The organism is Halorubrum wangae (genome assembly GCF_051194135.1).
GTDB lineage: Archaea > Halobacteriota > Halobacteria > Halobacteriales > Haloferacaceae > Halorubrum.
In genome coordinates, this window is record NZ_JBLZNH010000002.1 from 813,819 (window position 1) to 827,450 (window position 13,632).

The window sequence follows — 13,632 nt, forward strand, 5'->3', positions numbered from 1 at the left end:
GATGTCTGAAACCAACTCGCTCGAAACCGGAAGCTGGCGACGTCTCATCGTCGCCGTAGTCGCACTGTCGCTGCTCGCCCCCGCCGCCGCGTCGCCCGTGGCGGCCGCCGGCGCGACCAGCGTGAGTATCGCTCCCGCGGACGCGAGCGTGGACGTCGGAGAGAGCACCACGTTCGAGGTGGTCGTCGACGAGTCGCAGGGCGGCGTCGGCGCCGCCGAGATCGGCGTGGCGGTCGACAGTAGCGTCGCGGAGATCACCGGCGTCGAGGTCCTCGGACCGGGAGCGACGAACACGGAGATCGCCGACGACGGGTCGTCAGTCGACCTGGAGTACGCGTTCCGAGACACGGCCGATTCCGGGAGCGTCACCGTCGCCGAGGTAACCGTGCAGGGCGTCAGCGACGGAACCACCGACGTGAGTCTCGAACCCACGGCGGGCAACGACGCGGTGCTGATCTTCGACGAAACCGGCACCGGGTACGACGTGACCGGCACGAACGACGCGACGCTGAGCGTCGAGGGCGACGAGCCGACGCCGGATCCGGCGAGCTTCCAGGTGTCGAACCTGAACGCCCCGGACACCACGACGCAGGGCGACGCCATTGACGTCGCCGCGGACATCAGCAACGACGGCGAACAGGCGGCCACTCAGACGGTCGAGTTCCGGCTCGACGCCGACGGCGACGGCTTCGGCGACGACGACGACGTGGTCATCTCTGAGGACGTTCAGTTGGATCCCGGAGAGTCGACGACCGTCGAGTTCACCGACGTCAGTACTGGCGGTCTCGACGCCGGCGAGTACGTCCACGGCGTCTTCACCGACGACGACTCCGAGACCACGACCCTCTCGGTCGAAGAAGCGGAGGGACCGCCGTCTGTCGGCGACTTCGAGCAGCCCCCGACCGACCCGGACGACGACGGTCTCTACGAGGACGTCAACGGCGACGGCCAGTTCGATATCGTCGACGTTCAGGCGCTGTTCGCCAACCTCGACGACGAGACGGTCGAAGACAACCCGGACATGTTCGACTTCAACGGCGACGAGACGCTCGACGTCGTCGACGTGCAGAAGCTGTTCACAGAGGTGCCTGACCGATGAGTGCCGCAGATATCGGTGCGACGATCCAGGCCCAGAGCACGGCCGTTATCGCGGCGATAGCGCTGATTACAGCCCTCGGTATCGGCGGGGCTGCCATGGGAATTGGCCCGGACGCAGCCCTGCAGACGGGGGCGGCACAGCAGGAGAACCCGCTGGAGACGGCGGTGAGTCTCGAGCCGAGTAGCGCGACCGTCGACAGCGGCGACACGGCGACGTACGACGTGGTCGTCGACACGGCCGACGGCGGCGTCGGCGCGTACGACTTCACCGTCAGTATCGACGATCCGAGCGTCGCCTCGATATCCGACGTCGCCGTCGGCGGGAACCCGAGCGAGAAGACGACCGAGGTCTCGATCGCGGAGGACGGGTCCTCGGCCGACGTGATGGCCGCGCTGGCCGACACGGACGACAGCGGCAGCGTGACGGTCGCGACTATCACCGTCCAGGGCGACGACGCGGGAACCAGCGACATCGGACTGGCAGTCGAGGCGCTCGGCACCGAAGCCGGCAACTCGTACACCATGACCGAGGCAACGGGCGCCTCGATCACGGTCGAGGCCGACGACACGGAACCGGAACCCGAACCGGACCCGGCGAGCTTCCAGGTGTCGAATCTGGACGCACCGGACAGCGCGACCCAGGGCGAGAACATAACCGTCTCCGCCGACGTCACTAACGACGGTGACGAGGAGGCAACGCAGACGGTTGAGTTCAGACTCGACCTCGATAGCGATGGCACGCTCGAAGACGACGAGGCACTCACCTCACAGGACGTGACGCTTGACGGCGGCGAAACGCAGACGGTTACGTTTGAGGACCTCGACACGAGCGGCCTCGCGCCCAGCGACTACGCCCACGGCGTCTTCACCGACGACGGCGACGTGACCGCGACGATCACCATCGAGGCCGCCGACGACGGCGACGACGGTGCAGACGACGGCGACGACGGTGCAGACGACGGCGACGACGGTGCAGACGACGGCGACGACGGTGCAGACGACGGCGACGACGGTGCAGACGACGGCGACGACGGTGCAGACGACGGCGACGACGGTGCAGACGACGGCGACGACGAAGCAGATCTGGAGACCGCGGTGAGCCTCCAACCGGCGGAATCGACGGTCACCGTCGGCGAGACGACGACGTACGACGTAGTCGTCGATACGGCTAACGGCGGTGTCGGTGCGTACGACTTCGATATCACGGTCGACGACCCGTCGGTGGCTTCCGTCACGGATCTCGAGTTCGGCGGAGACCCGTCCGCGGCAACCAGTAACGCGACGTTCGCCGACGACGGCTCGTCGGTGTCGGTGTCGGCCGCGCTCGCGAACACCAGTGACACGGGAAGCGTCACCATCGCGACGGCCACCGTCACCGGAGATGCTCCCGGAACGAGCGGTCTGTCGCTCGCGGTCGACGCACTCGGCACCGAAGAGGGCGAATCGTACACCGTGACCGAGACGACGGACGCCTCGATCACGGTCGAGTCTGACGACGGTGGCGACGACGGAGATGATGGCGATGCAGGCGATGGCGATGATGGCGATGCAGGCGATGGCGATGATGGCGATGCAGGCGATGGCGATGATGGCGATGCAGGCGATGGCGATGATGGCGACGACGGTGATGCCAACGACGGCAAGTACACGCTCGACGAGATCGCGCAGGCGAAGTACGGCCAGGACTTCGCGGACCTCAGCACCGAGACCGCCGGAGAGGTGCAGGCGATCTACAACCGGCAGCCGTTCCCCGATGGGACGGGGCCGGCCGACATTCAGACGCGGGACGAGATCGCCAACGACCGCTACGGCCACGACTTCGACGACGTGAGCCGCGAGACGACGATCGAGATCCAGAACGACTACGACGCCCAGTTCGGCCCGCTCCCGTCCGATCCGGCGTACACGCTCGACGAGATCTCGCAGGCGAAGTACGGCCAGGACTTCGCGGACCTCAGCACCGAGACTGCCGGAGAGGTGCAGGCGATCTACAACCGACAGCCGTTCCCCGAGGGGACGGGGCCGGCCGGCATTCAGACGCGGGACGAGATCGCCAACGACCGCTACGGCCACGACTTCGACGACGTGAGCCGCGAGACGACGATCGAGATCCAGAACGACTACGACGCGCAGTTCGAGTCGGACGACTAGCACTGGATCCCCCGCTTCAGCTTCTTATTTTTAATTGAAGTCCAACGGACTGAACGGGTTCGCACGCTCCCAGTAGCGATCGAAGCGGTCGGTCGCCCACTCTCTCACGGCCGCCGAGTCCGTGCTCAGCGACGCCCGGAGGATACCGTGTTCGTCCCGAACCAGCAGGGAGACCGTGCCGTCGGCGATGAGTGCGGCGACCGGAATCTCGCCCTCAGAGACGCGGATCGTCGCGTTCGAACGGCGACTCAGCTCGCGGACCTGCGACCACAGGCTCGCGTCGGCCGCGAGCGCCTCGAGCGCGCTCCGCGAGAGCACGGCCTCGAAGGCGTAGTCGCCCCCGGTGACCTGTTCGTGGACCGTCGACAGCGTCTGTTCGTTGAGCGTGTGCGAGAACGCTCGCAGCGTGTCGGCCCCTTCGATTGCGGTGCGGACCTGTTGGAGCGGGGCGCTCGGCCGCGTCCGCGTCGGCACAGTGACCGTCGCGTCCGCGAGGTGCCGGAGGTCGAACCCGAACTCCTCGGTCGGCAGGTAGGCGACCAGCGGGCGGAGCTTCTGTTCGGTTTCGAGCACCGAGATCAGCCCGCTGATTCCGTCGGCCACCAACTCGCCCGTAGCCGTGGCAGCGTGTCGCCGGTCCTCTTTGCTCACCCACGACCGATCGGCGAAGTCCTCGAGGATCCGCCCCAGGGTCGCCTGTGACGCTCCGGTCGCCGTTGCAAGCTCCTGCCGCGTCCGCGGCTCGGCGGCCACGAGGCGCAACACCTCGACGCGGTTCTGCGAGCGAGCGAGAAACTCAATTTCCTCAAGCGGCGCCTCCATACGCCCTCCAGTCGGCGCCGCGTGAAACCGGCTTCGCTCGTCGCCGCCCTCGGGACGCTGCGCTCCTCCGTCGACCCCGCCGCGGTCCGCACCCGGTATCGATCGGCCGTAGTGGCGTGAAAGAGTTTCACGGCGCTCAGTGGTATCGCCTCGGTCATCCGTTTCGACGCGCCGAATATTTCACGACGTTCGTTATACGGGAGCGACCCAAACTTGGTGATATGACCGAGCGTGCGACGAGAATTGACCACACGAGCAACGCCCCGCTGCGGAGGCTCGACTAACGTGTTCTCGCGCCGCACCGCCCTCCTGTTCGTCGTCTCGGCCGTCCTCTTCGGCGGGACGTTCATCGCGGCGAAAGCCGGGTTGGCGTACTTTCCGCCGCTGTTCTTCGTGGCGCTCCGGTTCGACATTGGCGCCGTCGTCCTCGCGGTCTTCGCAGCAACGACGCTCTCGAAGGCGGAGTTGCGTCCCCGCACGGTCGGAGACGCCGTCGGCATCTTCGCCACCGGCGTGCTCGTCATCGGCCTGACGAACGCGCTGCTGTTCCTCGGCCAGCAGGACGTCACCAGCGGCGTCGCGGCCGTCGTCTTCAGCCTCAACCCGATCCTCACGCCCGTGTTCGCGGCCGTTATCCTCTCCGACGGTCGGCTGTCGGTCCGCGGCGCGGTCGGGATGGGGCTGGGGCTGCTCGGCGTCGCCTTCGTGGCGAACCCCGATCCGTCGGCTCTGCTTGGCGGCGGACTCGGCGTGCCGTTGCTGTTCGGGGCTGCCGTGACGAGCGCGCTCGGCGCCGTGGTCATCCGTCGCGCCGACGCGACGCTTTCGAGCACGGCCCGCACCGTGTGGGGCGTTCCGCTGGCTGCCGTCCTCTCGCACGCGCTGAGCATCGGTGCCGGCGAGTCCGTCTCCGGACTGTCGGTGCCCCCCGTCGCGCTCGCAGCGCTGGTGTACGTCGGCGTCTTCTCCGGCGCGGTCGCCTACCTCGCGTACTTCGCGCTTATCGACGAGACCGACGCGACGCGGGCGAACCTGCTGTTCTACTTCGTCCCCGTCGTCTCAGCGGTGGGCGGGTGGGCGCTGCTCGGGGAGACCATCCCGACGCTGTCGCTGGTCGGATTCGGCGTCATCTTCGTCGGGTTCCTGCTCGTCAGCGGGATCTCGCCGACCTCCGCGCGCCTCCTCCGTCAGGCTATACCGGAGCGGTCCGTCGACGACGGCTCACTCTGAGACCAGCGCTCTGATCGCGCCGATCACCAGCCTGTCGAGCGAATGCGCCGCGAGGCTGTACGCGAGGAAGAAGGCGACCAGCACGACCACGTCGAGGGGATCGACGGTGAACCCGTCGAGGGTCGAGAAGACGGATATCAGCGACAGCAGACCCGCTATCGCGCGGTCGAACGTCGCCGCGGCGACGGCGCTACCGGCGATCAGGGCCAGGAGGTATCCGCTCGTGCGTAGCGCCGGTGAGGTGACGCGCGACCACACGCCTATCCGATTGTCGTCGTACGTCCCGACGCCGAGCGCCGCAAGTTGGCGCCGGAGCTGATCGATCGCGGTCACGGCGAAGACGAACCAGAGGGCGGCCGCGAGCCCGAACCGGACGACCGAGGGCGACAGACCGGGCACCGTTTCGTCGAACGCCGCGACGACGACCGGCGTCACGCGACTGACGAGGACGTAGAACAGCAGGTAGCCGAGCCCCGCCTCTATCGGCCCGTACGCGGGGAATCGGTGCTCGGTCTCGTCGACGTGACGGCGGTCGTCTACGGGGGACACGCTCGAACGTCCCCAACGGGGAGGAGCGGCTTCAGTGATTCCCCAGCGCGGCCGACGATCTCTCTCCCAAGGGTCACTCTCTCAAGATTCCGCGAATAGCGATAGCGGCCTCTTCGAAGTCTCGCACATCCATCTCGTCGGCCGTGAGCAGGACGCCGCGGTCGCCTTCGATGACCCGAACGACGAACCCGTCGTCGTGGAACCGCACAGTGAAGCGGTACGGACCGACCGACCCCCGCTCGAGCGATCCCTCGCCGAGCGCGGTCCGGAGGGGTTTCTCGGCGAATCCCGACCGCTCGATCGCGACCAGCCGCGACCTCGCCTCGTGGGCCGCGTCGCCGTCGCCGGATAGGTCCCGCCTGACGTACAACACGTCGAACGCCGCGGGCGTGAAGTGGACGATGCTGCGGAGCGTGTCCCCGAGTCCGGTCCGCGCCGCGCTGACGATCTCGTCCGCCGTCGTCGGGTCGATGCCGGATTGGTACTGGCTCTGTTCCATGTCACTATTAGGCACTGTGACGGCTTGAGCGTATCCCGCCGCGCCGGTCCGGCGGGTCCGCATTCCGAGCGCCGTCGGTTTCCGTTCCCCGTCCGTAGCTTCTTATTCGGTGTCGCCGACTACCGCTCCATGCGACGCTATCGAAACCGGGCGGACGAACTCCTTCGCGCGGTCGTCCACGAGATACGTGTCGAGAAGCTCACGTTCGTGGCGGGATCGATCGCCTACCACGCGTTCATCTCGATCCTCCCGCTCATGCTGCTGGTGTTGACGTTGGTCCAGCGGACGCAGAACGCCGCTCTCCGTGACTCCATCGTCGGGGTCATGCAGGCGGCCCTCACGGCCGAAGCGAGCGCGCTCATCCAGCAAGGGTTGTCCGAGGCGGACGCGTCGGTCTCGCTGCTCGGGGCGGCATTCCTCATCTGGGGGGCCATGCGTATCTTCCGGGGGGTGGACACCGCGTTCTCTGACATCTACGAGACCGAGACGGAGAACACCCTCACCGACCAACTCAGCGACGGACTGATCCTGCTCGTCACGGTGACAATATCCATCGTGGCCGCCAGCGTGATCGGGAGCCGCTTCCCAGTCGTCGAAGCGGGACTCGTCGGGATCGGCCTTCGGATCCTCGCGACCGTTGTCGGGTTGTTCGTCGTGTTCTACCCGATGTACTACATCTTTCCGGACACCGACGTCAGCGCCCGGGAAATCGTCCCCGGGACGGCGTTCGCCGCGGTCGGCGTCGCGATCGCCCAGGTTGTGTTTACGGTTTTTAAATCCGGGGCGACCGGCGGCAACCTCGTCGCGAGCATCCTCGTCCTGTTGACGTGGCTCTACATCATCGGGCTGCTGCTCTTGGTCGGAGCGGCGATCAACGCGGTGTTCTCGAACCGCTCCAGCGACGTCGACGTTGACCCGGTGTTCGGCGGGGTGGCCCGGTGGTCGGGGCACAGCGAATCCACCGTGTCCCGGTTGGAACTGATCGAGCGACTGGATTCGATTGTGGACACCGTCGACGAAACCAACTCCGGAATCGTGATCCAGTTCGACGACGGGTCTCGGGTCGTACTCGGGAACCCGCACACCGCGAGTATCGGCCGAACGTCCGGTGTCTTCGGGCTCGACAGGGCCGTCAGCCTCACCCTCCACTGGTGGGTAGATGAATCGGCAAGGGACCCGCAAGCCGACTAAGCTCACCCGTTTGGGGAGCATCCACGAGCCTCGTCCTCGGCGGGCGTCGGCTACGCGCCGTCCGCGTTCCCCGTCGCCGCGTCGCCGACGGTCGCGGTGAAGCCGACGTCGCGGAGCCGCTCGACGAGCGGGAGCCCGATGCCGGAGGCTGGCGTCAACACGCCGCCGTCGAGCGGGGAGTCGACGTCCTCGCGAACGAGGCACACCGCGGTCTCGCCGAGCATGCGCGCGGTCGCCCCGTACCCCGGGTCGAGGTCGGCGCCGACCGTCGCATCGACCGTGAAGCGACCGTCCGGAGCGGTGCCGCGCCCGAGGAGTCGGACCCTGAAATTCCCCGACTCGGCCTCTTCTTCGGTCGGTCCCTCGCCGGGTGCGGGGAACACGTATCGCCGGAGCGCGTTTCGGACCGGGCCGACCGACATCGCGGCCGCGAACAGTCCAAGCCCGCCGGTCAGGAGCGTCGCGCCGGCTGCCCCTTTTAAGCCGCTTCCGGTGGAGATCACCTCTGAGCAGCGGAACTCGCGCCCCCACGGATACCCGAGGAGCGCGTTACTGCGCCTGACGATCCGCTCGTCGGTCGCGGCCATCGGCGACGGTGCCGTCCACTCGCCACGGAGCAGGTCTCGCCGGGGGCGTTGGTGCATCCCCTCGTCGACGCCGCTTCGCTCGCCGGGCGGCGCCAGCGAGTAGGGGTTCCGAAGCGCCTGCCGCGCGAGCGGGTCGGTCGCCGCGGCCTCGAACAGTTCGGCCGTGCTTGCGAGGGTCCCGCCGCTGATGCCGCCGCTGCCCGATTCGAGGTAGATGCGGACCGCATCGCACGGCACGCCGTGTCGCTCGAGCGCGAACGACTGGACGAGCAGCGTTCCGAGGTCCGCCGGCACGGAGTCGAACCCGCAGCTATGGACGATCCGCGCGTCGGCCGCGACGGCGGCGTCGTGGTACCGATCGACCATCTCGCGGACCCAGTTGACTTCGCCCGTCAGGTCGCAGTAGTCCGTCCCCGCATCGATACAGGCCTCGACGAGCGGTGTTCCGTATCTCGTGTACGGGCCGACGGTGGTACAGACGACGCGGGTGTCGCGAGCGATGTCGCGGAGGCTCGCCGGATCCGTCGCGTCGCCGAGCACGACGGGGAGGTCGTCCCATCCCTCGCGACGGTCGAGGAGGTCGGCCGCGAGGGTGTCGAGGCGGGACTCGTTCCGGCCGCCGAGCGCGACCGAGAGGTCTGTCGGTCGGTATCGATCGGTGAGGTACGCGGCGACGAGGCGCCCCGCGACCCCGGTCGCTCCCCATACGACGACGTCGTGGGATCGGTCGGTGTCCGACATGTATATGGTATAACATAGCGGCGCCCGCTGGCTAAAGTCCACGGTCGTCCGACCGATCAGACGGTCGGGTGTTCACGGACGGTGCTCGTGTCACGGACCGATCGGTTGAAGAGAAAGCAGTGACGGCTTACAGATTTACAGATTTACAGATTAGTCCCACGCTCACCGCAGTTAGCGGTCGATCGGTCGGCGACGGTCCGCTCGGAGCACGCCGGCGAACGTCGGAGGGGTTAGCTCTCGACCGTCGGCGTCGAGCCCTCGGGGCGCTCGTACTTGTCCTCGAACTCTCGGATGAGCTGTCCCATCTTCGCGTACCAGTCGTTGAGCATCCGCTGCATGTCGTCGGCGATAGTTTCGGGGTCGGTCGGCCTGTACACGTGGTAGTAGCCGCCCTGATCGTAGTTCACCTGTTCTTTCTGGATGAAGCCGGCCTGGAGGAGCCGTTGAACGGAGCGGTACGCGGTCGATCGTTCGCGGTCGACCTCCTCGGCGATTTCATCGATCGTCAGCGGCGTCTCGGTCTGGACGAGTTCGCGGAACACCCGCTTGTCGAGCTGCTTGAGCCCGTGGAAACACTCGAGGAGCCCCTCGCACACCATATCTCGCTGGAGTTGTTCGGACATCGAATCAGGCATCGTATGAGGCGAAAGTACGCATCGTGCACGTAAAAGATTTGTGTATGGATCGCACAATTTCGTGAGAATCAGGCACTCTCACGGGCTCACGGAGCCGCAAGATCTCGACGCTGGACGGGGCGGTCAGTCCGCGGTCGTCGCCTGTCGATTCTGCGTCGTGCGGAGCGAGACGACCGAGGTGTAGAGGATCGCGGCCGCGACGACGACCGCCGCGCCGATGACGAGGACCAGTCCCACCATCTCCAACGTCGGGCTCCCGAGATAGGTCCCGATCTCACCGATGCCGACCGCGATCGCACCGACGAGCAGCATGCCGCCGAAGTAGACCTTGATGCCGTCGGCGTCGACGACGGCGGTCGCGGCGGAGCCGACGCGGGCGCCGAGCGCGCTCCCGAACAGCAGAGGGACGACGATGCCGAGGTCGACGCCGCCGCCTTGTCCGTAGAGATAGCTCCCGAGACCGCCCGAGAAGACGATCTCGAAGAGGTCGGTTCCCACGGCGACCGGCACCGGGACGCCGATGGCGTAGATCATCGCGGGCATCCTGATGAACCCGCCGCCGACGCCGAGGAACCCCGACAAGAGCCCCGTCGCGAAGGCGACCGCGGTGATGACCCACACGGAGACGCGAACGTCACCACGGAGTGAGACCATCGGCGGGATCCGTATCGTCCGCTGGATCTTCTTCGCGGTTTCGGGGATTTCGTACTCGTCGAGGCTCTTATCGGTGGTCTCGTGGTCCACGCCGCCGCCGTCGCCGTTCAACGCGTCTCTGGTGACCATCGCGCCGACGCCGCCGAGGAGGACGACGTAAGCGACGCTGATGAGCGCGCCCGCGAGGCCGATCGACTGGAGGTAGTAGACGCTCGCGCGCCCGACTTCGATTCCGATCGTCGTCCCGGTGATCATGATCGCGCCGAGCTTGTAGTCGACCTGACCGAGGTCGTGGTGTTTCAGCGTCGCGATGACGGCCGTTCCGAAGACGAACGCCATCCCGCTCCCGACAGCGACCGACGGCTCGTAGTCGAGCATCAACAGCGCCGGCGTGACGAGGAAGGACCCGCCCATCCCGAAGAAGCCGAACAGCACCCCGACGACGAGGCCGAACCCGACGAACAGCGCGAGCATCTCCGGCCCCACGTCGAGAATCCCGAACCCGCTTCCGAGCAGTTCGAACGCGCTACTGACCACTCCGGTCACCTCCGACTAACAACCGCATCAGATGCGGACCGAGGAGCCGTTCGAGCCCGGCGTACCCCGCATACAGGACGATCGCTTCCAGTAGGATCGTCCCGATAAGCAGGGCCGTCTGCGGGTCCCACGACGGAATCTCTAACCCGGCCATCAGTTCACCCTCCGATATCGATCCGCACTATTTCGCTGTTGGCACATTTCTGCTCAACCCATCCTACCCGGCGTGCCCATATAACGGTTTTGAACACACTGTACAATACTATATTCCGATGGCCTCCTCGCAACCATCCATAACTTATGAGTTGGTTACGGCCGTCGAGACGCGATTTGCTCGACCCGCGAGTCACCGGCGGACGAGCGGCGAACCGGTGACCGGCGACGCTCTACTCGAAGAATCGATGAGCCCGCCGCTCGCCGCGAGTGTCGGGTGACGGACCGCTCGAACGCTCGCGCCGGTGTAGCCACTCGTCCGTTACACCTTATTTAAAAACCTCTCGCGAAGCGGCCCGACTCCGGTTCAGTCGCCGCTCGTGGGCGCGGCGCTGCGAGCGGGCGTCCGGCTCCGCCAGACCCCTTGGATATACGCACCGACGAACATCCCGCCGATCGCCCAGAGGATAGTGATGTTGCCGACGCCGAGGCTCGCGTAGGCCGCGCCGGGACAGATGCCGGACAGCCCCCAGCCGACGCCGAAGATGGCGCCGCCGATGACGACGTTCCTGTCGAAGGACTTCAGCCGTCTCTCGTACCGGTCGCCGGTCAGCGGCGCGGCGTCCGAGATCCGCGGCATCACCGCGAAGGCGATTCCGGAGACGACGGCCGCACCGAACATCACGAACAGCAGCCCGAAGTCCTCGAATGTGAGGAAGTTCAGCACGACCTCCGGACGCGCCATCTGGCTGAACCCGAGTCCGAATCCGAAGATCAGGCCGCCGACGAGGATCAGCGGCATGAACAGGGGATGTCGGTCCTCGCTCATCACGGGCTCACCCCCAGGGCCGCGACCACCTGTGCCGTCCCGATCGCGACCGCGAGGAACGTTGCCACGCCGACGAGCGACGTCTTCGACCCCGATCCGATGCCGCAGACGCCGTGCCCGGACGTACATCCCTTCCCGACTCGGGTCCCGACGCCGACGAGGACCCCGCCGACGAACAGTCGCCACGGCTGCACCTCGGTTAGCCACAGGGTCAGGCCCGCGAGTTCGTAGGTGCGCCCGGTCGTGCCGGGGTGATAGAGCGACGTCGTGATAACGCCGGACTGGACCGTCGCTGCGAACAGCGCGCCGCCGAGGACGATCCCGAGCGTGAACACGAGCCGCCAGTCGCGAGATCCCACGTACCGCTGGAACCGCGACTGGTCCGAAACGTACGAGAGCGTCGACTCGAGGAACGTGCTCGCGCCGGCGGAGATTCCGGTGCCGACGTAAATGACGACCGCGCCGAGACCGACGAGCAGTCCGCCGACTGCGTAGCGGCTGATCCCGTCGGGGAACAGCTCTGCGGCCGTCTGTGCGAGGAGTGGATCAAGCATCGATGGCGCTCTCAGTCACCCGCGAGCGACTCCTGGCTCGCGGCGCAGTTGTTCGGTCCGAGTTCGAGCGTGAACGCCTCCTCGTCGTCGACGGCGTTCTGTCCGAGGTTCGTCGCGATGATCTCCTCGTAGTTGGCCGGTCGGGGCGGCATGTCCGAGAGGACCAGGTCGACGAACGCGTCTTCCTCCATCGTGAGCGCGTCCATCTCAGCGACGAGGTCGCCGATCGACGCGGTGTAGGTGCCGTCTTCGGCGGGCGCAGCGGCGTCGCTGAAGTGTGCACCCCCGATCAGTGTGTCGTCGGGGAGCGTCAGGACGCGCGCTTGGAGCGACTCGTAGAGCGTGCGCGCCGCGTCCGGCGCGCCGTCGTCGCCCTCCTCGAGGTCGGGGCGCGCGACGCTCTCGACGAACAGCCCGTCGCCGGTCGCGAGCAGGCTCCCGTCCACGAGGTAGGAGGTCATCCCGGTCGTGTGCCCCGGCGTGGCGACGGTCTCGATGACCGCGTCGCCGACCGCGAACGTGTCGCCGTCTTCGGCCGTGGTCAGATCGTCCGCGTACGTGACGCCGCGGTCGACCGCCGCCGCGGGGATGACGCCCTCGACGCCCGCTGCGTCGAGGTCGCGGACGCCCGAGATGTGGTCGGCGTGGACGTGCGTGTCCAGTGCGTACCGCAGGTCGACGCCCAACTCCTCGGCGTCGTCGAGGTAGCGGTCGGTGAACGCGCGCAGCGGGTCGATGATCGCCGCTTCACCGTCGTCGTAGAGGAGGTACCCGAGACAGCCTGACGAGGGGCGCTGGTACTGCAGGAGCGTGCCCGCGCCGTCGTAGCCGGTGACTTCGACGGTCTCGTAAATGCTGGCCCAGCCGTTCATCCCGTCTTCGAGGTGATCGACGTCGTAGCCGTGCTCTGCGAGAGTGCCCGCGACGTACTCGCTGGCGCCGCCCTTCGCGCACAGGACGGTCACTTCGCGGTCGTCGGGGATCTGATCGAGCACGTCGGCGTCAATCTCGTCGTCGAGGAACGCGAAGTAGGGGACGTTGATCGACGTGACCGTCTCGCCGTCGATGCGCCACTCCTCGTAGTCGGAGCCCATCCGCGCGTCGAGGAGGGTGATCTCCTCGCCCGCGTCGATGCTGTCTTTCAGCGCTTCGGGTGCGATCGATTCGACTTCGACGTCCGGCGTCGGGAAATCTTCAGCGTCCATATCGTACACCCCATGGTACCGGTCGGGCGTACAAAAGAGTTTGTATAGTAATTCAGTATACACACAATATAGGAGTCCGATCAGGGACGGCTACTTGGCCTCACACGTGTAGCGAGTCTGCTCTATCGGTGTTCTCGGATCCGGTTCGAAAGCGGTTGTTCGCGTCACATCCAAGAAACAACATTCTTTTAACTGCC

Annotated in this window: 14 protein-coding genes; 4 read left to right on the plus strand and 10 right to left on the minus strand. The window is 66.7% G+C overall.

Translation table 11 applies throughout. The annotated features are described in order from the left end of the window. Position 1 precedes the first annotated feature (1 nt). Together ACNS84_RS09240 and ACNS84_RS09245 are read left to right on the plus strand one after the other, a co-directional pair. Positions 2-1,099: a CARDB domain-containing protein gene (locus ACNS84_RS09240; protein WP_435074550.1), complete on the plus strand. Its 1,098-nt coding sequence runs from the start codon at positions 2-4 to the stop codon at positions 1,097-1,099. Further along, positions 1,096-3,249: a CARDB domain-containing protein gene (locus tag ACNS84_RS09245; protein WP_435074551.1), complete on the plus strand. Its 2,154-nt coding sequence runs from the start codon at positions 1,096-1,098 to the stop codon at positions 3,247-3,249. Before ACNS84_RS09240 ends, ACNS84_RS09245 begins: the two co-directional genes overlap by 4 nt. 30 nt (positions 3,250-3,279) lie before the next feature. Here the strand turns inward: ACNS84_RS09245 and ACNS84_RS09250 are convergent, their stop codons facing one another. Beyond that, entirely contained in the window at positions 3,280-4,071 is a 792-nt protein-coding gene (locus ACNS84_RS09250; protein WP_435074552.1) for a helix-turn-helix transcriptional regulator, read from the minus strand. A 285-nt stretch (positions 4,072-4,356) separates the two neighbouring features. Here ACNS84_RS09250 and ACNS84_RS09255 point away from each other — a divergent pair, with 285 nt between their 5' ends. Beyond that, on the plus strand, positions 4,357-5,301 hold the full coding sequence (locus ACNS84_RS09255) for a DMT family transporter (protein WP_435074553.1): 945 nt from the start codon (positions 4,357-4,359) through the stop codon (positions 5,299-5,301). Here the strand turns inward: ACNS84_RS09255 and ACNS84_RS09260 are convergent. Together ACNS84_RS09260 and ACNS84_RS09265 are read right to left on the minus strand one after the other, a co-directional pair. After that, positions 5,293-5,850, minus strand: a complete 558-nt coding sequence (locus ACNS84_RS09260) for a hypothetical protein (protein ID WP_435074554.1) — start codon at positions 5,848-5,850, stop codon at positions 5,293-5,295. The genes ACNS84_RS09255 and ACNS84_RS09260 overlap by 9 nt on opposite strands. 73 nt (positions 5,851-5,923) lie before the next feature. Beyond that, complete coding sequence (locus ACNS84_RS09265) at positions 5,924-6,349, minus strand: DUF7522 family protein (RefSeq protein WP_435074555.1); 426 nt, start codon at positions 6,347-6,349, stop codon at positions 5,924-5,926. Between the two features lie 129 nt (positions 6,350-6,478). Between ACNS84_RS09265 and ACNS84_RS09270 the strand changes: the two genes are divergently transcribed. Further along, on the plus strand, positions 6,479-7,540 hold the full coding sequence (locus ACNS84_RS09270) for a YihY/virulence factor BrkB family protein (RefSeq protein ID WP_435074556.1): 1,062 nt from the start codon (positions 6,479-6,481) through the stop codon (positions 7,538-7,540). A gap of 50 nt (positions 7,541-7,590) precedes the next feature. Here the strand turns inward: ACNS84_RS09270 and ACNS84_RS09275 are convergent, their stop codons facing one another. From ACNS84_RS09275 to ACNS84_RS09305, 7 genes are all read right to left on the minus strand, one after another. Further along, positions 7,591-8,868, minus strand: coding sequence for a saccharopine dehydrogenase family protein (locus ACNS84_RS09275; protein WP_435074557.1), 1,278 nt, complete (start codon positions 8,866-8,868; stop codon positions 7,591-7,593). A 230-nt stretch (positions 8,869-9,098) separates the two neighbouring features. Continuing rightward, a complete protein-coding gene (locus ACNS84_RS09280) occupies positions 9,099-9,503 on the minus strand; it encodes a helix-turn-helix domain-containing protein (RefSeq protein ID WP_435074558.1) in 405 nt (134 codons plus the stop codon). 123 nt (positions 9,504-9,626) lie between these two features. Continuing rightward, positions 9,627-10,673: a sulfite exporter TauE/SafE family protein gene (locus ACNS84_RS09285; RefSeq protein ID WP_435074726.1), complete on the minus strand. Its 1,047-nt coding sequence runs from the start codon at positions 10,671-10,673 to the stop codon at positions 9,627-9,629. A gap of 10 nt (positions 10,674-10,683) precedes the next feature. Further along, positions 10,684-10,848: a DUF7512 family protein gene (locus tag ACNS84_RS09290; protein ID WP_435074559.1), complete on the minus strand. Its 165-nt coding sequence runs from the start codon at positions 10,846-10,848 to the stop codon at positions 10,684-10,686. Positions 10,849-11,214: 366 nt separating this feature from the next. Next, positions 11,215-11,676 (minus strand): YeeE/YedE family protein, encoded by a 462-nt coding sequence (locus ACNS84_RS09295; RefSeq protein WP_435074560.1) that lies wholly within the window; start codon positions 11,674-11,676, stop codon positions 11,215-11,217. After that, the gene (locus ACNS84_RS09300) at positions 11,676-12,230 is read right to left on the minus strand and encodes a YeeE/YedE family protein (protein ID WP_435074561.1); all 555 of its coding nucleotides are present in this window, start codon (positions 12,228-12,230) and stop codon (positions 11,676-11,678) included. The genes ACNS84_RS09295 and ACNS84_RS09300 overlap by 1 nt, the downstream gene beginning before the upstream one ends. An 11-nt stretch (positions 12,231-12,241) precedes the next feature. Beyond that, positions 12,242-13,435, minus strand: a complete 1,194-nt coding sequence (locus tag ACNS84_RS09305) for an MBL fold metallo-hydrolase (RefSeq protein WP_435074562.1) — start codon at positions 13,433-13,435, stop codon at positions 12,242-12,244. Positions 13,436-13,632: the final 197 nt, after the last annotated feature.